Source organism: Streptomyces sp. NPDC058758 (assembly GCF_042746075.1).
Classification (GTDB): Bacteria; Actinomycetota; Actinomycetes; order Streptomycetales; family Streptomycetaceae; genus Streptomyces.
Map to the genome: position 1 here is coordinate 337997 of NZ_JBHYPS010000002.1, position 23625 is coordinate 361621.

General features: G+C 72.7%; 15 protein-coding genes and 1 pseudogene. 5 read left to right on the top strand and 11 right to left on the bottom strand.

The genetic code is table 11. The annotated features are described in order from the left end of the window. Position 1: 1 nt before the first annotated feature. The gene (locus tag ACFW6A_RS04405; RefSeq protein WP_351844888.1) at positions 2-1483 is read right to left on the bottom strand and encodes a hypothetical protein; all 1482 of its coding nucleotides are present in this window, start codon (positions 1481-1483) and stop codon (positions 2-4) included. A 321-nt stretch (positions 1484-1804) separates the two neighbouring features. Between ACFW6A_RS04405 and ACFW6A_RS04410 the strand changes: the two genes are divergently transcribed. Beyond that, positions 1805-3616 carry an NHL domain-containing thioredoxin family protein gene (locus ACFW6A_RS04410; protein WP_351844886.1) on the top strand — a complete coding sequence of 604 codons (1812 nt, stop codon included), beginning with the start codon at positions 1805-1807 and terminating at the stop codon, positions 3614-3616. 70 nt (positions 3617-3686) lie between these two features. On the opposite strand, the gene ACFW6A_RS04415 is transcribed toward ACFW6A_RS04410, so the two are convergent. Further along, on the bottom strand, positions 3687-4994 hold the full coding sequence (locus ACFW6A_RS04415) for a M18 family aminopeptidase (protein ID WP_351844884.1): 1308 nt from the start codon (positions 4992-4994) through the stop codon (positions 3687-3689). Between the two features lie 146 nt (positions 4995-5140). Continuing rightward, entirely contained in the window at positions 5141-6970 is a 1830-nt protein-coding gene (locus tag ACFW6A_RS04420) for an acyl-CoA dehydrogenase (RefSeq protein ID WP_351844882.1), read from the bottom strand. A 178-nt stretch (positions 6971-7148) separates the two neighbouring features. Here ACFW6A_RS04420 and ACFW6A_RS04425 point away from each other — a divergent pair, with 178 nt between their 5' ends. From ACFW6A_RS04425 to ACFW6A_RS04435, 3 genes are all read left to right on the top strand, one after another. Then, on the top strand, positions 7149-7649 hold the full coding sequence (locus ACFW6A_RS04425; protein WP_351844880.1) for an SseB family protein: 501 nt from the start codon (positions 7149-7151) through the stop codon (positions 7647-7649). 157 nt (positions 7650-7806) lie between these two features. Next, positions 7807-8769 (top strand): pirin family protein, encoded by a 963-nt coding sequence (locus tag ACFW6A_RS04430; RefSeq protein ID WP_351844878.1) that lies wholly within the window; start codon positions 7807-7809, stop codon positions 8767-8769. Positions 8770-8886: 117 nt separating this feature from the next. Further along, the gene (locus ACFW6A_RS04435) at positions 8887-9990 is read left to right on the top strand and encodes an AI-2E family transporter (protein ID WP_351844876.1); all 1104 of its coding nucleotides are present in this window, start codon (positions 8887-8889) and stop codon (positions 9988-9990) included. Here ACFW6A_RS04435 and ACFW6A_RS04440 read toward each other — a convergent pair. Both ACFW6A_RS04440 and ACFW6A_RS04445 read right to left on the bottom strand, forming a co-directional pair. Beyond that, a complete protein-coding gene (locus tag ACFW6A_RS04440) occupies positions 9987-10799 on the bottom strand; it encodes an MBL fold metallo-hydrolase (protein ID WP_351844874.1) in 813 nt (270 codons plus the stop codon). The genes ACFW6A_RS04435 and ACFW6A_RS04440 overlap by 4 nt on opposite strands. A gap of 291 nt (positions 10800-11090) precedes the next feature. Then, positions 11091-13259 (bottom strand): SpoIIE family protein phosphatase, encoded by a 2169-nt coding sequence (locus ACFW6A_RS04445; protein ID WP_351844872.1) that lies wholly within the window; start codon positions 13257-13259, stop codon positions 11091-11093. A gap of 164 nt (positions 13260-13423) precedes the next feature. Between ACFW6A_RS04445 and aspS the strand changes: the two genes are divergently transcribed. Next, positions 13424-15247, top strand: coding sequence for an aspartate--tRNA ligase (gene aspS / locus ACFW6A_RS04450; protein ID WP_351844870.1), 1824 nt, complete (start codon positions 13424-13426; stop codon positions 15245-15247). A gap of 54 nt (positions 15248-15301) precedes the next feature. On the opposite strand, the pseudogene ACFW6A_RS04455 reads toward aspS, so the two are convergent. From ACFW6A_RS04455 to ACFW6A_RS04480, 6 genes and pseudogenes are all read right to left on the bottom strand, one after another. Then, a pseudogene (locus tag ACFW6A_RS04455) lies at positions 15302-15812 on the bottom strand (GNAT family N-acetyltransferase). 53 nt (positions 15813-15865) lie between these two features. After that, on the bottom strand, positions 15866-16348 hold the full coding sequence (locus tag ACFW6A_RS04460) for a hypothetical protein (RefSeq protein ID WP_351857193.1): 483 nt from the start codon (positions 16346-16348) through the stop codon (positions 15866-15868). Then, positions 16326-20951, bottom strand: coding sequence for a putative T7SS-secreted protein (locus ACFW6A_RS04465; RefSeq protein ID WP_386638567.1), 4626 nt, complete (start codon positions 20949-20951; stop codon positions 16326-16328). The genes ACFW6A_RS04460 and ACFW6A_RS04465 overlap by 23 nt, the downstream gene beginning before the upstream one ends. Next, the gene (locus tag ACFW6A_RS04470; protein WP_386483317.1) at positions 20951-21598 is read right to left on the bottom strand and encodes a hypothetical protein; all 648 of its coding nucleotides are present in this window, start codon (positions 21596-21598) and stop codon (positions 20951-20953) included. Before ACFW6A_RS04470 ends, ACFW6A_RS04465 begins: the two co-directional genes overlap by 1 nt. Beyond that, positions 21579-22100, bottom strand: coding sequence for an SseB family protein (locus tag ACFW6A_RS04475; RefSeq protein ID WP_386638570.1), 522 nt, complete (start codon positions 22098-22100; stop codon positions 21579-21581). Before ACFW6A_RS04475 ends, ACFW6A_RS04470 begins: the two co-directional genes overlap by 20 nt. A 59-nt stretch (positions 22101-22159) precedes the next feature. After that, entirely contained in the window at positions 22160-23179 is a 1020-nt protein-coding gene (locus ACFW6A_RS04480) for a hypothetical protein (RefSeq protein WP_386638572.1), read from the bottom strand. Positions 23180-23625 lie beyond the last annotated feature (446 nt).

The following is a 23625-nucleotide window of genomic DNA, read 5'->3' on the forward strand; positions in this document are numbered from 1 at the left end:
GTCAGGACCTCCGGTTCCCGAGGAGGGCGGCGGCGAGGGCCGCCGGCAGCAGGATCAGCAGCAGCATCACGACGGTCCCCATCTCGCCCGCCTCCTGCCCGCGCCGCCGCACCCGCCCCAGGAACCCCTCACCCGCGAGGGTCGCCGCCCGGCGCGAGGCCTCGGGCGGCGTCTCGGCACGCGGCGGAGCGACCCCGGGCGGTACGGCTCCGGGCGGTACGGCTCCGGGCGGTACGAGACCGGGCGGTACGACTCCGGGGGCCACGGTCCCGGGCGGTACGGCTCCGGGCCCGGCCTCCTCCGCCCCTTCGGCGGCGAGCCCGGCCCCGGCCCCCGCCGCAGTCCCCTCCCCGGCCCCCGCCGCGACCTCGGGCGGTACGGCGTCGGGTACGGGGTCGGGCGCGGGCGGCCCCACGGGCAGCACCCCCGCGGCGGGCGCGGGCACCGCGGCCCCGGGAGCGCCGACAGCGCCCGGAGCGCCCGGTCCCCCCGGCACACCGCCGGCCCCGGCGGCTCCCCCGGCCCCTCCGGCCACCGGCCGTGAGCCCCCACCCCCGCCCCCGCCTCCAGCCCCGCCCCCGCCTGCGCCCCCGCCCCCACGCCCCGGCTCCGCGTCCCCCGCGGCCGGCGCCGGGGGCTTCCTCCGTTCCTCCGGGACGGTGAACGAGCCGGTGGCGCGGGCGGTGAGCAGGGGGGCGGGGAGACGCCGGCCGCCGGGGGCGTAGGTGGCGACCCGGTCGGTTGCGGTGGCGAGGCCGGCGCTGCGGTGCGTGCCGGGCGGCCGCCGCACGGTCGCGGTGCAGCGCGCGGAGGCGCCGGGGGCGAGCCGGAGCGGGCCCGCGCCGCAGTCGACGCCCCGCCCGGAGAGCCCGAGGCCCGGGTCGGTGACGCGCACGTCGTGCAGGGTCCGGTTGCCGCGGTTGGCGACGGTGTACGTGACGACGGCGGTGCCGGCGCGCCGGGCCGGGGTCACCCGCTCGGCCAGCGTGAGGGCCCCGGCGACGCCCGCGTACCCGGAGGGGGCGGTGGCGGTGAGGGTCCGGCCCAGGGAGGGGATACCGCCCTCGGCGCGGGCGTCGGCCCGGTGGTCGCCGGGCAGGGCGCGGAAGCGGGCGACGCACTCCATGACGCGGAGGGCCCCGAGCGGCCGCCCGGGGCAGCGGACGGCGCCCGCAGGGACGCCCGGGTCGCGGACCCGGACCCCGTACAGGTCGGCCTCGCCCCGGTTCTCCAGCAGGTACCTCTTCACCACCTCGGCCCCGGCCCGCACGGCGGGCGGCCGCTGCCCGCTGTGGCCGCGGGTGTTGACGGTGACGGTCATCCGCAGCGCCTTGTCGCCCGCGCCGCCGGCCCGCGCCGTGCCCTCGCCGGTGAGGACGAGGCAGGGCAGGGCGAGGACCCCGGCGAGGAGCCCGGCCCCGACCCGGACGGCCCGCTTCCCCCGGAAGCACGAGTAGTCCGATGATCTGCCCGCATGCGTCATGCGCCCATGCCACCGCCCCCTCCGCCGCCCACCCGCCCCGGGACACGCCCACACCCCCCACCCGGCCCCACCGATCCACCCGTACGCCCGTGCACCCACACGTCTGTACGGGCCCCTACGCCCCTACGCCCCTACGCCCCTACGCCCGGCCGCACCCCATACGCCCGCACCCCGCCCGTCCGCGCGCCCGCACCCCCTGCGTACGCCAGTCCGCGCGCCCCACCCCCCTGCGCACCCCCTGCGTACACCCCCCACCCGCACCCCATGCGCCCGTGGCGGGCCCTTCACGGGCCCTTCATGAGCGGATGGCAAGCTTGAAGGATGAACGACGCTGCCCCGGCGCCCACCCCCGCGCCCGCCCCCCGTTCCCGTGCCCGCGTCCGTGCCCCCGAGCTGATCGGCAAGGGCGGCTGGCTGAACACGGGCGGCGACTCCCTCACCCTCGCCGACCTGCGCGGGAAGATCGTCCTGCTCGATTTCTGGACCTTCTGCTGCATCAACTGCCTGCACGTCCTCGACGAGCTGCGGGAGCTGGAGGAGAAGCACCGGGACACGCTCGTGATCGTCGGGGTGCACTCGCCGAAGTTCGTGCACGAGGCGGAGCACCAGGCGGTCGTGGACGCCGTGGAGCGGTACGAGGTGCACCACCCGGTGCTGGACGACCCGGAGCTGGCGACCTGGAAGCAGTACGCCGTGCGGGCGTGGCCGACACTGGTCGTGATCGACCCCGAGGGGTACGTCGTCGCCCAGCACGCGGGCGAGGGGCACGCCAACGCGATCCGGACGCTGGTGGAGGAGCTGGAGGCGGAGCACGCGGCGAAGGGGACGCTGCGGCGCGGCGACGGGCCGTACGTGCCGCCGGAGCCGGTCGCGACCGACCTGCGGTTCCCGGGGAAGGCCGTCGTGCTGCCGGGCGGGAACCTCCTGGTCTCCGACACCACCCGGCACCAGCTGGTCGAGCTGGCCGCCGACGGGGAGACCGTGGTGCGCCGGATCGGGGACGAGGGCGTCTTCCGGGAGCCGCAGGGGCTGGCGCTGCTGCCGGACGGGACGGTCGTCGTCGCGGACACCGTGCACCACGCGCTCCAGCGCTTCGACCCGGCGACCGGAGCGGTCGAGCGGATCGCCGGCACCGGGAGGCAGTGGTGGCAGGGGTCGCCGACCTCCGGGCCCGCGCTCGACGTGGACCTGTCCTCGCCGTGGGACGTCGCCTGGTGGCGGGGCAGGGTGTGGATCGCCATGGCCGGCGTGCACCAGCTCTGGACGTACGACCCCGAGACCGGGACCGTCGAGGTCGCGGCCGGCACGACGAACGAGGGGCTCGTCGACGGCCCGGGCGCCGAGGCGTGGTTCGCGCAGCCGTCCGGGCTCGCCGCCACCGCCGACCGGCTGTGGATCGCCGACTCGGAGACCAGCGCGCTGCGGTACGTCGACACCGACGGGCACGTGCACACCGCCGTCGGCACCGGCCTCTTCGACTTCGGGCACCGGGACGGCGCCGCCGACCAGGCCCTGCTCCAGCACCCGCTGGGCGTGACGGCCCTGCCCGACGGCTCGGTCGCGGTCTGCGACACCTACAACCACGCCCTGCGCCGCTACGACCCGGCCACCGGCGAGGTCACCACCCTCGCCACGGACCTGCGCGAGCCCAGCGACGCGGTCCTCGTCGGCGAGGACGTCGTCGTGGTCGAGTCGGCCCGCCACCGCCTCACCCGGCTGCGCCTCCCCGAGGAGGCCGTGCGGGTGGAGGCGGTCGCGCACCGCACCAGGCGCGAGGCCACCGAGGTCGCGCCCGGCGCCTTCCGGCTCGACGTCGTCTTCCGGGCCCCGACGGGCCAGAAGCTGGACGAGCGGTACGGTCCCTCGACCCGCCTGCTGGTCTCCGCCACCCCGCCGGAGCTGCTGCTCTCCGGCGAGGGCACCGGCACGGACCTCTTCCGCGACCTGGAGCTGAACCCGGCGCTCGCGGAAGGCGTCCTGCACGTCTCCGCGATGGCCGCGTCCTGCGACGACGACCCGGCCAACGAGTACCCGGCCTGCCACGTCCACCAGCAGGACTGGGGCGTCCCGGTGAAGCTCACCCCCGAGGGCGCGACCCGCCTCCCGCTGATCCTGGCGGGGCTGGACGCCTGACCCGGGCGCGTACGGACGCGCGTGAGGGCCCCGCTCGACCGGCGAGCGGGGCCCTCACGCGTACTGCGGCTCAGCCCTCCAGGAAGGCGACCAGGGCGTTGGCGAGGAGGTAGGGGTCCTCGGCGCCGCAGAGTTCGCGGGCGCTGTGCATGGAGAGGATCGCCACGCCGATGTCGACGGTGGTGATGCCGTGGCGGGCGGCCGTGATGGGGCCGATCGTGGTGCCGCAGGGCATGTCGTTGCTGGAGACGAACGACTGCCACGGCACGCCCGCCTTCTCGCAGGCGGCGGCGAAGATCGCGCGGCCGGTGCCGTCGGTGGCGTACCGCTGGTTGACGTTGACCTTGAGGATCGGGCCGCCGTTGACGCGCGGGTGGTGGGTCGGGTCGTGCCGCTCCGCGTAGTTGGGGTGGACGGCGTGGCCGGTGTCGGAGGAGAGGCAGACCGTGCCGGCGAAGGCGCGGGCGCGGTCCTCGTAGCCGCCGCCGCGGGCGTAGACGGAGCGCTCCAGGACGGTGCCGAGGAGGGGGCCCTGGGCACCGGTGTCGGCCTCGGAGCCGTTCTCCTCGTGGTCGAAGGCGGCGAGGACCGGGATGTAGGGGAGGTCGTCGCGGCCGGCGGCCTCGACGAGCGCGGCGACGGCGGCGTGCACGGACAGCAGGTTGTCCATGCGCGGGCCGGCGACGAGTTCGCGGTCGCGGCCGAGGTAGGCGGGGGCGTCGACGGCGTGGACCATGAGGTCCCAGCCGGCCACGTCCTCGGCGTCCACGCCCGCCTCGCCGGCGACGAACTCGACGAGGTCGCCCTCGCGGACCTCGCCGGTGCCCCACACGGGCTGCATGTGGCGCTGGCGGTCGAGCTTGAGCCCGTCGTTGGCGCCGCGGTCGAGGTGGATGGCGAGCTGCGGGACGCGCAGCAGCGGCCGGTCGACGTGGACGAGGCGGTGGCTGCCGTCGCGCAGGGTGAGGCGGCCGGCGAGGCCGAGGTCGCGGTCGAGCCAGGTGTTGAGGAGGGTGCCGCCGTAGATCTCCACGGCGATCTGCCGCCAGCCCTGGGCGCCCATGTCGGGGCGGGGCTTGACGCGCAGGTTGGGGGAGTCGGTGTGGGCGCCGACGATCCGGTACGGGGTGTGCGGGGCGACGCCCTCGGGCACGTACCAGGCGATGATCGCGCCGCCGCGGGTGACGAACTTCCCGCCGGTGGTCCCGTCCCACGCCGCGGTCTCCTCGACCCGGCGGAAGCCCGCCTTCTCCAGCCGGTCCGCGGCGTTGGCCACCGCGTGGTACGGCGACGGGGAGGCCGCGAGGAAGGACATCAGGTCATCGGTGTGGCCGGGTCCGAAGGGTGCGGACGCCGGTCGGGAGGCTGCGCTGCTCATGCGCCCCACCTTACGGGGGCGTTCCGGGGGTGCCGGGCGGGGTGAGCCGGGCCGCTCCGGGGGCCCGCGTCCGTGCGGAACGGCCCGCCCCCCTCCCCGGGGACGGGCCGTTCCAGTAAGGACGTGGTGCGTTCGGTACCGGGGTACTAGAACGCGGCCTCGTCCAGGTCCATCAGTCCGCCGTCCACGCCGTCGGCGAGGAGGCGCTCGGTGGAGACGCCGGGCAGGACGTTGGCGGCGAAGAACTTCGCGGCGGCGATCTTGCCCTGGTAGAAGGGGACGTCCTTGCCGGAGGCGCCGGCCGCGAGCTTCTCGGCGGCGACGGCGGCGCCCTTGAGGAGCAGGTAGCCGACGACGACGTCGCCGGAGGCCATGAGCAGGCGGGTGGTGTTGAGGCCGACCTTGTAGATGTTCTTGACGTCCTCGCCGGTGGCGGTGAGGTCGGTGATCATCTTGCCGACGATCGCCTCCAGGTCGACGGCCGCCTTGGCGAGCGCGTCGCGGGCGCCGGCCAGCTCCTCGCCGCCGGTGCCGACCGCGAGGAACTTCTTGATCTCCTCGGAGAGGGCGTTCAGGGAGGCGCCCTGGTCGCGGACGATCTTCCGGAAGAAGAAGTCCTGGCCCTGGATGGCGGTGGTGCCCTCGTAGAGGGTGTCGATCTTGGAGTCCCGGATGTACTGCTCGATCGGGTACTCCTGGAGGAAGCCGGAGCCGCCGAAGGTCTGGAGCGACTGCGCGAGCTGCTCGTAGCCCTTCTCGGAGCCGTAGCCCTTCACGATCGGCAGGAGCAGGTCGTTGAGGCCGTGGAGGGCCTTCGCGTCCTCGCCGGCCGCCTCCTTGACCTGGATGGCGTCCTGCACGGAGGCCGTGTAGAGGACGAGGGAGCGCATGCCCTCGGCGTACGCCTTCTGCGTCATCAGCGAGCGGCGGACGTCGGGGTGGTGGGTGATGGTGACCTTGGGGGCGGCCTTGTCCATGAAGTCGGCCAGGTCGGTGCCCTGGACGCGCTCCTTGGCGTACTCCAGGGCGTTGAGGTAGCCCGTGGAGAGGGTGGAGATCGCCTTCGTGCCGACCATCATGCGGGCGAACTCGATGATGAGGAACATCTGGCGGATGCCGTCGTGCTTGTCGCCGATGAGCCAGCCCTTGGCGGGGTGCTTGTCGCCGAAGGTCATCTCGCACGTGTTGGAGGCCTTGAGGCCCATCTTGTGCTCGACGTTGGTGGCGTAGACGCCGTTGCGGGCGCCGAGCTCGCCGGTCTCCCAGTCGAACTCGTACTTCGGGACGAGGAAGAGGCTCAGGCCCTTGGTGCCGGGGCCGGCGCCCTCGGGGCGGGCGAGGACGTAGTGGAGGATGTTCTCCTCCATGTCGTGCTCGCCGCTGGTGATGAAGCGCTTGACGCCCTCGATGTGCCAGGAGCCGTCCTCCTGCTGGACGGCCTTGGTGCGGCCGGCGCCGACGTCCGAGCCGGCGTCGGGCTCGGTGAGGACCATGGTGGAGCCCCAGCGGCGCTCGACGGCGATCCTGGCGGCCTTCTTCTGCTGCTCGTTGCCCTCGGTGTAGAGGATGCCGGCGAAGGCGGGGCCGGAGGAGTACATCCAGATGGCCGGGTTGGAGCCGAGGAGCAGCTCCGCGTAGGCCCAGATGAGGGAGCGCGGGGAGACCGTGCCGCCGATCTCCTCGGGGATGCCCAGGCGCCAGTACTCGGACTCCATGAAGGCGTTGTACGAGGCCTTGAAGGAGGCCGGGACCGGGGCGGTGTTGGTCTCGGGGTCGAAGACCGGCGGGTTGCGGTCGGCGTCCGCGAAGGACTCGGCCAGCTCGTTCTCGGCGAGGCGGCGGATCTCGTCGAGGATGCTCTTGGCGGTGTCGACGTCCATCTCCTCGAACGGACCGGTGCCGTACACCTTGTCGCGGCCGAGCACCTCGAAGAGGTTGAACTCGATGTCGCGGAGATTCGACTTGTAGTGCCCCATGGCGACGGCTCCGTAAAGATCGGGGAGGGTTCCTCGTACCGAGGGCCACTCACGGTCCCGCCCCGTTCCGGCGCAGGTCCTACTCACGAGTAGCGCACTCTTCTCTCCGATGATGCTACCCACCGGTAATAAGAGCAACCCCTACCGGGCGATCTGTGACGCAGTAGGCTCAGGGCCCATGTACGGCTACGAGCAGAATCCGGGTGCGCAGCAGCAGTACGGGATGCCCGGGGGCATGCAGGGCGGGATGCCGAACGGCATGCAGGGCGGGGTTCCCGGCGGGTACGGACAGCAGCAGGCCCCGCTGTACCCCGAGCCCTCGCCGCCCTCCCTCGCCGACGCCGTACGCGCCTTCACCACCGGCACCCTGGCCGCCGAGGACTTCCAGCAGATCTTCGCGACCTCGAAGGTCTACTGCCCGCGCGGCGACAACCCCGGCTTCCTCGCCCTGCACAACACCCAGCAGCCGGTGATCCCGATGTTCAGCTCCCTCAAGGAGCTGCGGCGGTACGCGGGCAAGGAGTCGAAGTACTTCGTGATCACCGGCGCCGAGGTGATCGACCTCCTGCCGACCGGCTACGGCTTCGTGCTCGACATGGAGGGCGACCACCGGATGGTCTTCGACGCGAAGGCCGTGGAGCAGATGGTGGACTTCGCGATGCGGCGGATGTACGGCTGACCCATCCTGAGACCAGGGAAGAGAGCGCCCGGGAGGAATTCCTCCCGGGCGTTCCGCGTTCCGGGTGGCAAGAAGTTCAGCATTCAACTAAAGTGAGGGTACGAGGACAGGCCGCGAAGGCCACCGAGCCCTCAGGCCGCACCAAGGAGGTCCCGCCATGCCCGCCGTGACTGTCGAGAACCCGCTCACCCTGCCGCGCGTCGCCGCCCCGGCCGACGCCGCCCCGCGCCCCGTGCTCGCCGTCACCACGGCCCCGCAGGGCTTCGAGGGCGAGGGCTTCCCGGTCCGCCGGGCCTTCGCCGGGATCAACTACCAGTACCTCGACCCGTTCATCATGATGGACCAGATGGGCGAGGTGGAGTACGCGCCGGGCGAGCCCAAGGGCACCCCCTGGCACCCCCACCGCGGCTTCGAGACCGTGACCTACATCGTCGACGGCACCTTCGACCACCAGGACTCCAACGGCGGCGGCGGCACCATCACCAACGGCGACACCCAGTGGATGACCGCCGGCTCCGGCCTCCTCCACATCGAGGCCCCGCCGGAGTCCCTCGTCGTGTCCGGCGGCCTCTTCCACGGCCTCCAGCTGTGGGTCAACCTGCCCGCCTCCGACAAGATGATGGCCCCCCGCTACCAGGACATCCGCGGCGGCCAGGTCCAGCTCCTCACCTCCCCCGACGGAGGCGCGCTGCTCCGCGTCATCGCCGGCGAGCTCGACGGGCACCAGGGCCCCGGCATCACCCACACCCCGATCACCATGATCCACGCCACCCTGCGCCCCGGCGCCGAGATCACCCTGCCCTGGCGCGAGGACTTCAACGGCCTCGCGTACGTCATGGCCGGCCGCGGCACCGTCGGCGCCGAGCACCGCCCCATCCACCTCGGACAGACGGCGGTCTTCGGCCAGGGCGCCTCCCTGACGGTCCGGGCCGACGAGAAGCAGGACTCGCACACCCCGGACCTGGAGGTCGTCCTCCTCGGCGGCCGGCCGATCCGCGAGCCCATGGCCCACTACGGCCCCTTCGTGATGAACACCCAGGCCGAACTCCGCCAGGCCTTCGAGGACTTCCAGGCGGGCCGGCTCGGCACCATCCCGGCCGTCCACGGCATGGGCGAGTAACACCCCGCAGGACTCCCGGGGCGACCCCCCGAGCCCCGGGGAGCGACATGACGGGCCGTCGCCCGGACGGCCCGTCATGTACGCCTTTCCCCCACGATGGCGTGATCTTATGGACGGGTGCAGACCAGTCGAGCGCCCCTCCTCCCCGAGCCCGCCCGCAAGCTGGCCGCCTGGTGCGCCGTGGCGCTGCTCGTCGCCGGGGTCGCCGCCGTCTTCGTCTGGCTCTGCGTGGTCTTCAAGGCCGCCGTGACGCCGGTGCTCCTCGCCATCCTCGGGACGGCGCTGCTCGGACCGCTCTACCGGCGGCTGCTGCGGATGAAGGTGAGCCCCTCCCTCGCCGCCGCCGTCACCGTCCTCGCCGTCCTCGTCGTCGTCGGCGGAGCCACGTACATCGTGGTCGCCGCGCTGATCGAGACCGGCGACCAGATCCTCGCCTCGCTGCGGCAGGCCGCCGTCGACATCGCCGAGCACTTCGGGGCCGCCGGGACCTCCCTGGAGGACCTGGCGGAGAACGCCAGGACCCTGCTGGAGAAGTTCGGCGGGACCGCCGCCTCCGGCGTGATCTCCGGGCTCAGCGTGGTCGGGCAGATGCTCGCCACCGCCGTCCTCGCCCTCCTGCTGATCTTCTTCTTCCTCCGCGACTCCGACCGCGCCGCCGGCTCCCTGCGCTCCCTCGTCCCCGCCGCCACCGGCGACACCGCCGAGGCCATGGCCCGCCGCGCCTTCGAGGCCGTCGAGGGCTTCATGCGCGGCACCACGTTCGTCGCCCTCGTCGACGCGATCCTCATCGGCGCCGGCCTGCTCGTCCTCCAGGTGCCCGGCGCCGTCGGCCTCGCCGCGCTCGTCTTCGTCACCGCCTACATCCCCTACCTGGGCGCCTTCCTCTCCGGCGCGGTCGCCGTCCTCGTCGCCCTCGCCGACCGCGGCTTCGTCATCGCCCTGTGGGTGCTCGGCGTCGTCCTCGCCGTCCAGGTCATCGAGGGCAACCTCCTCCAGCCGATGGTCCAGAGCCGCACCGTCCAGATGCACCCGGCCGCCGTCATGCTCGCCATCACCGCCGGCGCCTCCGTGGCCGGCGTCCTCGGCATGCTCCTCGCCGTCCCCCTGACGGCCGCCGCCACCGGCGTCCTCGGCGAACTCCGCGCCCGCTACGGCTCCCGCGCGGAAGCCGAGGCGGGCGCCGGAGGGGGCGCGGGAGCCGGAGCGGGAGGGGCCGGCTAGACCGCCGCCGCGCCCGGCTCGAAGGACCTCAGCATGGCCTCCAGGGCCGCCTGGTCCGGGCCGACGAAGGGATCGGAGTCCGGCACCGCCGCCAGCGTCGACAGCATCCGGTCCGTCATCCGCACGGCGGGCGGCAGATGGGTGCACAGCACGATCTCCGGGTTCATCGCCCGCAGCCCCTCCAGGGTCGCCCGGTACTTCTCCGCGTCCACCAGGTGCACCCACGGGCTGTCGATCGTCGCCCACATCGTCTGCGCGGCCGCCAGGTCCTCCGGCTTCAGGTCGTTCGCGTGCCCGCTCTCGGCGATCTCCGCGGTCGGCATGGGGCCGCCGAAGCAGTCCGAGCTGAAGCAGATCCGGGTCCGGTCGTCGTAGAAGCCGACGGTCGCCGGATTGTCGAAGAGCGGCGGCCGGAAGGCGTGCAGGGCGCGGTCGCCGACGTCCAGGGCCTGGCCGGGGTTGAGGAAGTACACCCGGTCCATCGGCAGCGCCCGCTCCGTCGTCATCTCCCCGGCGCCCAGGAACGTCGTCACCACGCGCGCGTGCGGGGCGGCCTCCAGCAGGGCGAAGATCCCGCCCGTGTGGTCCTTGTCCGGGTGGGTGAGCCAGATCCAGCGCACCTCCGCCGGGTCGATCACCCCGCCGAGCGCGGCGAGGAAGTCCCGGCCCTCGACGGAGAGGCCGGTGTCGACGACGACGGGTTCGGCGGCGGTGACGACGTAGGCGTTGACCGGCATGTGGCCGATCCCCGGCACTTCCAGACTGTCGGCCAGGACGGTGGTGTCACTGCCGACCTTGTGGGTGTCCATGGCGAGCTCCGTGCTCCCCCCGGCGGCCGTACCCCACCAGTCTCCGCCGTACGGGTGAGCCGCGCGCGCCGGAGGCCGTACGGGCTCCGGCGAGGTCCGCGCCCACCGCACGCCGCCGGAGGCCCGCCGCATGCCGCCCGCGATCCGGGACCCGCCGCCGGAAAGCCCGAGCCCCGCCGCCGGAAAGCCCGAGCCCCGTCGCCGGAAGCCCGGGGTCCGCCGCCCGCCGCCGGAAGCCCGGGACCCGCCGCCGGAGGCCCGCGTCCCGCGCCCCCCGCCACGCGCGCGTGCCTACGCGCAGCACCCCTCCGGGCCCGTCGGCTCGGCCAGTTCGAACCAGATGGTCTTGCCCTCGCCGCGCGGTTCGACGCCCCACGCGTCGGCCAGCATCTCCATCAGCACCAGGCCGCGCCCGCTGGACGCCATCTCGCCCGGCTGCCGCCTGTGCGGGAGCTCGTCGCTCGCGTCGGAGACCTCGACGCGCAGCCGGCGGGCCTTCGGGCCGCAGGCGACCTCGGCGGTCAGGAGGGCGTCGCCGTCCGTGTGGACCAGCACGTTCGTGACCATCTCGGAGACCATCAGGACGGCCGCGTCCAGCTGGTCCCCGTCGGTCCAGTCGTGCAGCAGCTGCCGCACCTGCTCGCGCGCCTCCGCGATCCGCTCCGGTTCGGCCTGGGCGATCGTCATCAGGGTGCGGCGCGGGGTCTGCCGCACCTCCGTGGCCGGCCGGCGGGAGAGCAGCAGGACGGCGATGTCGTCCTCGCGCCGGTCGGCGAGCGGCCCGGTGGTGTGGTGGGAGCCGGGCCCGTGGACGGCGTCCACGAGGGTGTCGGCCAGCTCCTCCAGGTCGTCGCCCCGGTGCTGCTCCAGGAGCCGCTTGACCCGCTCCCAGCCGGTGTCGAGGTCGTGCCCGCCGGTCTCCAGGAGGCCGTCGGTGCAGATCATCAGCGTCTCGCCGGGGTCCAGCGTCAGCCGGGTGGTCGGGTAGTCGGTGTCGGCGTCGATGCCGAGCGGCAGCCCGCCGGCCGTCGGCTTGAGCAGGACCGTCCCGTCGACCATCCGGACCGCCGGCTCCGGGTGGCCCGCGCGGGCGATGTCCACCGTCCCCGTCTCCAGGTCCACCTCCAGGTACAGGCAGGTCGCGAAGCGCGGCCCGCCGCCCGGGGCCCCCGCCCCGGGCCCGCCGGAGCCGCCCGCCCCGTCGTACCCGTCGGAGCCGTCGTACCCGTCGTTCACCCCGTACAGGAACCGCGAGGCCCGCGACAGCACCGCGTCCGGCCGGTGGCCCTCGGAGGCGTACGCCCGCAGCGCGATCCGCAGCTGCCCCATCAGCGCCGCGGCCCGCACGTCGTGCCCCTGCACGTCCCCGATGACCAGGGCGATCCGGCCCGCGCCGCCGGTCGCGCCGCCCGTCCCGCCGGGCAGCCGGATCATGTCGTACCAGTCGCCGCCCACCTGGAGCCCGCCGCCGGTCGGCACGTACCGCGCCGCCACCTGGATCCCGGGGATCCCCGGCCCGAGCACGGGCATCATCGTGCGCTGGAGCCCGAGCGACAGCTCGCGCTCCGACTCCGCCACGCCGGCCCGGGCCAGCGCCTGCGCCAGCATCCGCGCCACCGTCGTCAGCACCGACCGCTCGTCCGGCGTGAAGGCCACCTGGTGCTTGAAGGCCGCCATCCAGGCGCCCATCGTCCGCCCGGCCACCACCAGCGGCACGAAGGCCCACGACTGCCGCTCGAAGGGCTCCGCCAGCGGCCACGTCATCGGGAAGCGGCGCCGGTACTCCTCCGGGGACGGCAGGTAGATCGCCCGCCCGGTCCGCACCACCTCCGCCGCCGGGTAGTCCGTCGCCAGCGACATCGAGGTGAAGGGGCCCTCGTCGCCGTCCCGCTGCCCGTGGTGCCCGATCACCGTCAGCCGCTCGCCCGACATCCCGAAGACCGCCAGGCCGTCCGGCGAGAAGCCCGGCATCGACAGCGAGGCCGCCACCCGCAGCACCTCGGCCGTCGACCGCGCCTCCGCCAGCGCCCGCCCCGCGTCCAGCAGGAAGGCCTCGCGCGAGCGCCGCCAGTCGCCGGTGATCGGGGTGTGCGGCCCGGCCGTGCCCGGCTGCGGCTCCGCCACCTCCTGGAGCGTGCCGACCAGCTGGTAGTCGCCGCCGTCGATCAGCGGCTTGGACCGGCTCCGTACCGTACGGACCACCCGGCCCCGCTCGTCCATGATCCGCAGCCGGGCCTCGGCGAGCGTCCCCTCGGCCACCGCCAGGTGGACCACGCCGTCGATCTCGTTCCAGTCCACCGGGTGGAAGCGGGACCGCACCGCCGCCTCGCTGAGCCGCACCGGTTCGGCGGGCAGCCCGAGCAGCCGGGCGGCCTCGGCGTCGAGCGAGACGATCCCGGAAGCGTTGTCCCAGCGCCACAGGCCCGTGGCGATCGCGGCCAGGACGTCCTCGGTGCGCATTGCCCCACTTTATGAATATCGGACACCGGGTCGCCACCGTGCCCCCACCGGGCGCCACCGACGGTAATCGAATCGCGATCTTGGGGTGGCCGGTAGGCTGGGATGGCCTTGGCCCCGCCGGGGCCGCTACGAATCTTTCGATCCCGAAGACTGGATGAACGACGATGCATCGGTACAGGTCCCACACCTGCGGCGAGCTCCGCGCCTCTGACGTCGGCACCGACGTCCGGCTGAGCGGCTGGCTGCACAATCGGCGCGACCTGGGCGGCATCCTCTTCATCGATCTGCGCGACCACTACGGCATCACGCAGCTCGTCGCCCGCCCCGGCACCCCGGCGGCCGAGGTCCTCGACAAGCTGACCAAGGAGACGGTCGTCCGCGTCGACGGCAAGGTCGTCTCGCGCGGCGCCGACAACGTGAACCCCGAGCTGGCCACCGGCGAGATCGAGATCGAGGCCGCCGAGGTCGAGGTCCTGGGCGCCGCCAAGCAGATCCCCTTCACCATCAACGCCGACGACGGCGTCAACGAGGAGCGGCGCCTGGAGTACCGCTTCCTCGACCTGCGCCGCGAGCGCATGCACCGCAACATCATGCTGCGCTCCGCCGTCATCGCCTCCATCCGCTCCAAGATGGTGGCCCTCGGCTTCAACGAGATGGCGACCCCGATCCTCACCGCGACCTCCCCCGAGGGCGCCCGTGACTTCGTCGTCCCGTCCCGCCTCAACCCGGGCAAGTTCTACGCGCTCCCGCAGGCCCCCCAGCAGTTCAAGCAGCTGCTGATGATCTCGGGCTTCGACCGCTACTTCCAGATCGCGCCCTGCTTCCGCGACGAGGACGCCCGCGCCGACCGCTCGCCCGGCGAGTTCTACCAGCTCGACGTCGAGATGAGCTTCGTCGAGCAGGAGGACGTCTTCCAGCCGATCGAGAAGCTCATGACGGAGCTCTTCGAGGAGTTCGGCGGCGGCCGCCACGTCACCTCCCCCTTCCCGCGGATCCCGTTCCGCGAGTCGATGCTCAAGTACGGCAACGACAAGCCGGACCTGCGCACCGACCTCGAACTCGTCGACATCTCCGACGTGTTCGAGGCCTCGGAGTTCAAGGCCTTCGCGGGCAGGCACGTGCGCGCCCTGGCCGTCCCGAACACCGGTGACCAGCCCCGCAAGTTCTTCGACCAGCTCGGCGACTTCGCCGTCTCCCTCGGCGCGAAGGGTCTGGCCTGGATCCGCGTCGGCGAGGGCGGCGCCCTCACCGGCCCGATCGCCAAGTTCCTCACCGAGGAGAACGTCAAGGTCCTCACCGAGCGCCTCGGCCTGGAGGCCGGTCACGCGGTCTTCTTCGGCGCGGGCGAGTTCGACGAGGTCTCCAAGATCATGGGCCCGGTCCGGGTCGAGGCCGCCAAGCGCGCCGGCCAGTTCGAGGAGAACGTCTTCCGCTTCGCGTGGATCGTCGACTTCCCGATGTACGAGAAGGACGAGGAGACCGGCAAGATCGACTTCTCGCACAACCCCTTCTCCATGCCCCAGGGCGGCCTGGAGGCCCTGGAGACCAAGGACCCGCTGGACGTCCTCGGCTGGCAGTACGACATCGTCTGCAACGGCATCGAGCTCTCCTCCGGCGCCATCCGGAACCACGAGCCCGACATCATGTTCAAGGCCTTCGAGATCGCCGGCTACAGCCGCGAGACCGTCGAGACCGAGTTCGCCGGCATGCTCCGCGCCTTCCAGTTCGGCGCCCCGCCGCACGGTGGCATCGCCCCCGGCGTCGACCGCATCGTCATGCTCCTCGCCGACGAGCCCAACATCCGCGAGACCATCGCCTTCCCGCTCAACGGCAACGCCCAGGACCTCATGATGGGCGCCCCCACCGAGCTGGAGGAGGCCCGCCTGCGCGAGCTGAACATCCAGCTCCGCAAGCCGGTCGAGAAGTCCGCCCCGAAGACGGACGACCGCCCGGTGAGCGAGTCGGTCCACCCGGACGCGGCGCGGTAAGTCGCCTCGCAGGAAGGGCCCGGGATCCTTGACCCACGGATCCCGGGCCCTTCGTCATGCGGGGGCGACGGACTCCCACCGCACCTCACCGTCGTGGACCTCCGCGGTGGGTACGAGCCCGGCGGCGCGGGCGACGGCGGCCGAGGCGGCGTGCCCGGGATGCACGTGGGCGACGACGGTACGGCCCCGGTCCCGCAGCCACCCGACGAGCGCCCGGGCGGCCTCGGAGGCGTACCCCCGCCCCTGCCAGGCGGTCCCGACGACCCAGGCGACCTCGGCCACGTCCCCGGTGACGGTCGCCTGCACGGTCCCGACGAGCCGCCCCTCCTCGCGGGCGCGGATCACCCAGTTGCACCAGGCGGTCCCGGGATCGGGCGCCCCCGCCTCCCACCGCACGTACCGCGCCCGCAGCTCCTCCGGGCTCTCCGGCTCACCCCCCGATGAACGCGTGCAGCGCGGGATCGTTCAGCACCGCGGCCATCTCCTCGGCGTGCCCGACCTCCAGCGGCACGAGCTCCAGCCGCACGGTGCGGATCACCTCGACGGCGGGCGGAGGGGAAGCCAGGAACGCCACCTGCTCGTCATATCTGTCGGTCCAACCCGGCGTAAAGGGAACGGTCACGGCAATTTCGGTATGAGGCTCAGCCACGCTCGGATGGGCTGAGTCGTGGGGTCGCCGTCCTTGAGGTGCTCCTGGAGGAGAAGGAGCGGTGTCAGCGTGTTCTTGATCCTTCGCAGCTGAAGGATCCTCTCCCTGGGCAACGTGCGCCATTCCTCCGCCAGCCTTTCCGCTGTGTCCAGTGAGAGTTCCAGATCGTTCAGGACATCCGAGCACAAGGAGCTGAGGTTCCGGTCCGGGTCCGAGCAATCCTCTCCGAGTTCTTTGATCAGGTAGGCGCGGATGGCCACGTTCTCGGCGGCTGCCCGCCGGTGGTCGCCCAGTCGGGCCTTCGCCGACACGGCGGTGAGCGCGGTGCGGGCCCACCGGAGCCTGGATTCGACGCTCTCGTCGGGGCGCTGCATGTGGCCGACGGCCAGATCCCTGAGCTGCTCCCACTCCTCCAGAGAGCGCGGAGTCTCAGAGGAAGGGAATTCCCGCACGTTCGAACGCCTCCTTGCCGATGGTGAGACTCTCCGTAGAGGGCCAATAGTGCCCACTTTGATTGTTGATTTCCATCCCGAAGTATTGGCCTCCGCCTCCGGCGATTTCTGCTTCGCCTGCCGCGCGCACAGGTGCACCGCCGGTGAGCACCGGATGTTTCAGTTCCGTCCCCTGGACGTGTTTGGGGATGATCAGAAGTTCTCCGTCCTCGGTGACCGCCCACTTGATGGTGCCTCCGTTGACGGCCTCATCGAAGCCGTCTTCTCCGACACGCAGGGGTTTTACTCCGAGGCGTTCGGCATCGGCCAGTTCCCCTGGCAGCTCATCTTCCATTCGATTGTGGAAGAGGCATGGTGAGAGTCCATGGGGGTCGCCCCAGACATGCGGATTGGTGACGTAGGCCGCCGGGTTCGGGGCCGGGGCGAGGCCCAGGGGGTCCTGGGTGAGGTAGTGGGCCGATTCCGGGTCGTAGTAGCGGAAGTAGTTGTAGTGGAGGCCGGATTCGGGGTCGAAGTACTGGCCCGGGAAGCGGAGGGGGGTGTAGGAGGTGGCCGTCTTGTTCCAGGTGGTGGTGCCCCAGAGGGTGGTGCGGGTGCGCCAGGCCAGTTCGCCGGATTCGGAGACGAGTTCCGTCGGAGTGCCGATGATGTCGGTGACGACGGCGAAGAAGCGGTCGTCGTCGGTGTCCGTGCGGCGTTCCGTCTGGGAGAGGGGGCGCAGGCCCGCGTGGTCCCAGGTGAGGACGACGTTCTCGGTCGTCTGCTCGCAGAGGGTCGTGCCGTCCCAGGTGAAATGGACCGTTTCCAGGGGCGATTGCTTCGCGATGCGGCGGCCGAGCGGGTCGTACGTGTAGCGCCAGACCGTGCCGTCCGGAGTCGTGACGGAGGTCAGACGGTCTTCCGGGTCCCACGCGTAGCGCCAGGTGTCGGGCTTCCTGGAGAGACGGGGCTTCCGGCGGAGGGTGGTGCGGCCCTGAGCGTCGTGTTCGTAGCGGACGGCGCCCGCTCGGGTGATGCGGTTGCCCTCGTACGCCCGTGGACCCGTCGCCGCGTGGGACGGGTGGGCGGACGGCCAGTCCGCTTCCGTCTGGTTGCCGGCCTCGTCGTAGGCGTACCGCTCGGTCCAGCGGTCGGCCCGTACCGCCGTGACGCGGCCCGCGCCGTCCAGGTCGAAGCGGCGGGTGCCGGAGAGGGCGTCCGTGACGGCGGTCAGGGCACCGTCCGCGCGGTAGGCGTACGAGCGGTGCTGGAGGATGCCGGTTCGGGAGGCGACCTCCTGAGTCGTCAGGCGGCCCATCTCGTCGTACGAGGACGTCAGGGCGGTGAAGCCGCCGATCGTGCGGTCGACCTCCCGGCCCAGCTCGTCGAAGGAGAAGGTCAGTTCGCGGCCCGAGGCGGTCAGTTTCGTCCTGCGGCCCGCCGGGTCGTACGTCCACTCGCTGACCGCGCCCGACGGGGTCGTCCGGCCCACCCGCCGGCCCAGGGCGTCGTACGCGTACGTCAGCGTGCGGCCGTTGACCGTCTCGGACTTGAGGCGACCGTGGCGGTCACGGAGGCGTTCGAGACGGGCGTCCGGGCTGGTCGCGGCCGCCAGTTCGTCGAAGATGTCGTACTCGAAGGTCGTGGTCCCGACGCCCTCGACCTCCTTGCGGACGATCTGCCCCAGGGCGTTGCGCTCGAAGCGAACCGTTTCCCCCAGGCCGTTCACCCGGGAGGAGAGCCGGCCCGCCGCGTCGTACGCGTACCTCAGCGTCCGCCCGTCGAAGTCCGTCTCCGCCACCTGCCGGCCCGCCGCGTCGTAGGCGTACTCCCAGGTGAGGCCCAGCGGGTTCGTCACCCGTGTCAGCCGCAGGTCCGTGTCGTGGGTGAACTCGTGGCGGACGCCGTCCGGGTCCGTGCGCGAGGCCAGGAGGTCGAAGTCGGTGTACGTGAAGCGGGTCGTGGCGCCCAGCGCGTCCGTGTGGGACAGGAGGTTGCCCTCGCCGTCGTACGTCCACGCCTCCACCGTGCCGTCGGGGGCCACGCGGCGGGCCGGGCGGCCCTCCACCGTCCACTCCAGGCGGGTCACCGCGCCGAGGGGGTCCGTGACGCGGACCGTTCGGCCGAAGGCGTCGTGCTCGTAGCGGGTCGTCGCTCCCAGGGGGCCGGTGATCTCGACCGGGAGGCCGCGGGCGTCCAGCACCAGGCTGGTGGTCGCCCCCAGCGGGTCCGTCACCGACGTCAGGCGGCCTGCAGCGTCGTACGTGAATTCCGTGCGGGCGCCGGAGGCGGTGGTCACGGACGTGCGGTTGCCGCGCGCGTCGAAGGTGTGGTGGGTGGTGGTGCCGTCGGTCGCGGTGACACGGGTGGGCATCCCGTTCCCGTCGTACTCCACCCGGACCTGCCGTCCGTCCGGGCGCTCGGCCAGGACGGGGCGGCCGTCGCGGTCGTACTCGGTGCGGGCGGTGTGGCCCAGGGGGTCCGTGCGGGACAGCAGCCGGTTGCGCCGGTCGTACGTGAAGCGGGTGACCGCGCCCAGGGGATCGATCTCGGCGACGACCTGGGACCGGTCGTTGATCAGGTGGCGCTCGGTGCGGCCGCTGCCGGTGGTCAGCGTGGTCGTACGGAGTCCCGTCGCCGGGTCGATGCCGTCCCAGGTGAAGGTGGTCTCCAGGTGACCGTCGGCGCCGCACTGGTAGGTGCAGCGGTCCTGGTCGTCGTAGACGTAGTCGAAGCGGCTGCCGTTGGTGTCGGTCCACGCGGTGATCCGGCCGTGCTCGTCGCATGCGAAGCGCAGGGGCCGGCCGGAGGAGTTCGTGACCTCGGTGAGGTGCCCGTCGGTGTAGCCGTAGCGCAGGATCTCCTGGTCGGCGCCGTCATGCGCGGCACCGGCCAGGTGCAGTGCGGTGACCCTGCCTTCGGCGGTCGTCAGCTTCAGGTGGTAGCCGCCGTGGTGGACGATCGCGACGGGGGCACCGGCCTCGTCGTGCTCGAAGGCGATCCAGTTGCCGTTGCGGTCGTCGATCTGCGCCAGGAGCGCGAGGTCGTCCCCGTGGTCGGTGAAGTGCCGGACCCGGCCGCTGACGGGGTCGGTGATCGTGTAGCCGTCCTGGACCCGGTCCAGCGGCCACGCGCGGCCGTGCGCGGGCAGGACGGGGACCCCGGGTGCCGGGTGGGGGTAGGCGAGGAGGCTGCCTTCGTCGCAGCTGAAGACGACGCCCTCGGAGTCGATCTCCAGACGCTGGTCCACGGTGCTCGACCACGTCGGGCCGAACCACCGGCCCGAGCGGCGGGACGAGTCGAAGGTGCGCCGGAAGACCAGGGGGAGGGAGCCGGGGAGGGTGATGTCGGTCTGGGGCAGCAGCATGCGACCGTTCGCGATGTCGATCGGGTCCTGCTTGCAGACGGTCTCGCTGCACTGCTTGCCGTTGCCGGCCGGGTCCTTCTCCGCGTCGGTGCGGCTGCTGCCGGGCTTGCCGTCCGGCTTTCCGCCGGGCGGGTGCTGGGCGTCGAGGCCGGCGCGCAGGCCGCCGCGGGCGAGTCCGGTGCCCTTGGTGCCGAGCAGCTCCGGGATGAGGCGGCCGAAGCCCTCCGACGGGTCCTCCTTGAAGCCCTCCCAGGCGTTCTTCAGGGCCCGGTCGGGGTTGGCGACGGTGGAGACCAGGCCGGCGAGCGTCATGTTGACGCCCTTGTAGTACTCGGCCGGGTGGGTCACGTTGTACGCGTCGACGGGGTTGAGCGAGCGGACGAAGTTGATCAGGCCTGCCGAGCCCTTGACGATGCCGCCGCCGACGTGCGTCAGCTCGACGCCCGTGCCGGCGCCGAGGTCGAGGAGGTCCAGCTTGGCCTTCTCCAGGCCCGTCGGTGCCCGGGGTGCGTGGGCCAGTGCGGCACGGACCGCGCCCGCCGCCGTCTCCCCGGCCTCGTTGCGGGCCTTCCGGGCGTCGTTCAGCAGGTCCCGGGCCCGCTGCCGCTTGGCCTTGCCGGGGTCGGTGAACGGCTCGGGCCGGGGCAGCGGACTGTCCCCCTCGCGGGCCGCGTTGTAGGCGTCGACCTTCTGGTTGTAGCTGTCGACGGCCTTCTTGGAGTCCTGGTCGCCCTCCTTGTACAGGGCGATGGCCTCGCTCGCCCTGGACTGCGCTCCGACGACCGCCCGCGCGTAGGTCTCCAGCGCCTTGGCCGCGTTCTCCATGGCGTCCGCGGCCTGCAGCCAGTCGGTGGGGAGCGTCTGGAACCTCGCCCGGAACGCGTCGGCCGCCTCGCCCTTCCACTGGGCGGAGTCCAGCCTCCGCATCCCGGCCCCGACCAGGTCGAACGCCCGCTGGAAGTCCCGCAGGTTCTTCACCGTCGCGGCGATCTCGGCCGGTTTGCCGTGGATCAGCTCGTCCGCCTGCTCGGTCTGCCCGAGCTGCTGCTCGCCGACCTGCGCGCCGAGCGACGAGGCGGTCTCGTCGCCCCAGTCCTCTACGGCGTCCGCCCAGTCCTCCGCACCGACCTTGTCGAGCGCCTGGCCGGCCTTGTCGGTGACGTAGTCGACGCCCTCGCCGAGCAGCTCGCCGCCCTTGTCGAGCGTACGGTCCCAGCCGTCGGCGATCTTGTCGCCCCACCCCCGTATGTCGACCATCAGCGGTTCTCCCCCCACCGCGGTTCCTCGGCCTGTTCGATCGTCGCCCGGTCGGGGTCGAAGGTCTTCTTCGCCCGTTCGTCGAGGTAGTCCCGGAGCGGCTCGTCGATGAGGCCGGTGTGCTGCGCCTGGTCCAGCTGCGAGTCGAGGACGTCGTAACCGGTGTTCTTCCAGGTCTGCTTGACCTCTTCATGGGCGGTGCTGAAGGACTCACCGCTCCAGTCCGGGTCGTCCCACGGCAGCTGGTCGCGGATGGTGTCCCAGCGCATCTGCTTGACCTCGTCCTCGGAGAGGTGCGGGTTGCCGTTGAGGGAGTTCACGCCGATCTTGATCGTGTCCTTGACGTAACGATCCTGCTCGGCGAACGAGCCCGCCGACAGGCCGACCCCCTGGGCGAAGGCGTTTCCCCGCAGCGTCAGACCGCGGACGCCCCACTCCCACCGCTCGCAGAACGTCTCCAGCACGGAGGCGAGCCCCGGGTGCCCCAACTCGAGCCCGGTCAGGGCGAGATCGGAGAAACCCCGCCCCATCGTCGCCGACCCGATCATGCCGAGCTCCTTCAGCTCCGCATGCGCCAGGTCGATGCCCTTCGCTATCGCCGCGAGCGCCTCCGGAGGCGCCACCAGATCAGGTTCGTTCCCGCTCATCGCTCCCCATCTCCCCCAACTCGCCTGTTTCCTGCCGATCGACCGCCACCGCGTCCGGGACGATCCCGGCCACTGGTGGGAACAGCGTTCCGCCGGTGCTGCCCGCGTCGAGGGCGACTCCGCCCGGACCGGGCAGCAGCGGGACCATCGCGTCGAGCAGCCGCGCACCGAGGACCGCCCGGTACGGCCACTCGCGGCCGGCCTCTCCACGTGCCTCGGCGAACCGGGCGAGCGCCTGCTCGTCCGAGAACGCGTAGATCCACCGGACCCCCTGGAAGTCGGCCGTCCAGGGACTGCCGTGCTCGTCGAGGGGCACCAGGACCGCCGTCCGCCGGAATTCGCCGAGCAAACGGGCAAATTGGCGCCGTGCCGCTGTCATCGCGTCGATCGGCCGCTGTTCCGCAGCGATCCGATCACCCGGAATGGATGGTGCAGAGTCTGTCAAGTCGGTGATTCTGGAGCGCTGCTGAGGTCCGGCAGCGCTCTCCCCCTTGTCCTTCACGCAGGAATGGTGTCACGTCGGGGTTTTCGCCAGCAACGAATTGTCCGGCCATAAGGCGGTCAGCGGGTGGTGGGGGGTGTGTACGCGGACGGTACGGGGGCGGGGTTGCCGCAGGCGGGGCAGGGGGTCGGGTGCGGGGCCCGGAAGCAGGTGTCGCAGACCTCGCAGTGCAGGAGGGGGTGGACCGGCCGGGCCGCCGTGAGCGGGGCGCCGAGCGGGGGTGCCGGGGGGAGGTGGGCGGTCAGGCGGTGGGCCAGGAAGGCGGCGGGGCGGCGGATGGGGACGTCGGGCAGACCGGACGTCAGGGCGTGCCGGACGGTCTCCGGCGGGACCCCGCGCTCCAGCCAGGCCGCCACGCCGGGGGCGAGGTGCCGGGCGTCGGCCTCGGAGACGTACAGGCGGCGGTCGGCGGTGCGCAGGTCGATCAGGACGAGGAGGGCGGCGCGGAGGAGTTCCTGGGCGGGGAAGCCGGGGCGGGGGACGGGCGGGAGGGGGCGGACGGCGGCGGGGGCGGGGGTGGTGGCTGGGGCGTCGGCGGGCGGGGAAGCCGGGGCGGTGGCGGGCGGAGCGGGCTGGGGAGCCGGGGCGGTGGCGGGCGGAGCGGGCTGGGGAGCCGGGGCGGTGGCGGGCGGAGACGGCGGGGTGGGTGTGGCCGGAGGCGTCTGTGCGGGCGTGGGGGCCGGTGCGGGGGCCTGCTCCGGTGCGGGGGACGGGGCGGGGTCCGGGGGGAGTTCCGGGGTGGGGCTCGCGGCGGGGCGCCGGGACAGGGGGCGGTCCGGGGCGGGGGCTACGGGGCTGTGGTGGACGACCGTGCGGGTGATCAGGCGGCCGTTCGCGGTGCGGATCACGGTGCGGCTCAGGTAGCCGTGCTCCTCCAGGACGTGGAGGGCGTCCGCGACCTTCTGCCGGCTGAAGCCGAGGCGGTCGGCGAGGCACCTGATGGTCACGGAGGTCCCCTCCGCGACGGACATCATGTGGCAGCCGACCGCGATCGCCACGCCGCCGATGTCCGGGTTCTGGAGGAGGCGGTTGCCGATGACGGTGAAGTCGCGGGTGTGGCGGGTGGTCTCGTGAACCACTCCGCGAGAAGTCCCCCGGGAAGAGTGCTTCTTGGCGTGGGGGCGAGACGTGACGGGCACACGACGACTACGGTGGGAGGCATCCATCGGGAAGTTGCTTCTTCCTGCTTGGTAGGCCCTCGCACTGGGAAGGCACTCCCGGCGGGGGCCGACGCATTTCTGCGCCGGTTGAGTGTTGCCGCCGAGCGTAGGGCGCCCAACCTGCCTCGGAGCGGGTGTATTTGGCATATTCACTCGCCTGAGTGACCGCGCTCCCACGCGGCCGCAGGGGTGGGTGGGTGGGAGTTCTTTCCCCCGGTTCTTTGGTTTCTTGCCGCCTGTCCGACCGGATCCCGGTCCACCGGGATCCGGTCGGACAGGCGACAGGCGCTGAAGTACGGGGAGGGCCGGATCGCGGACGGCGCCGTCGCCACCTCCACCCCGGGGGGCGACCCGTCCGCCCCCCA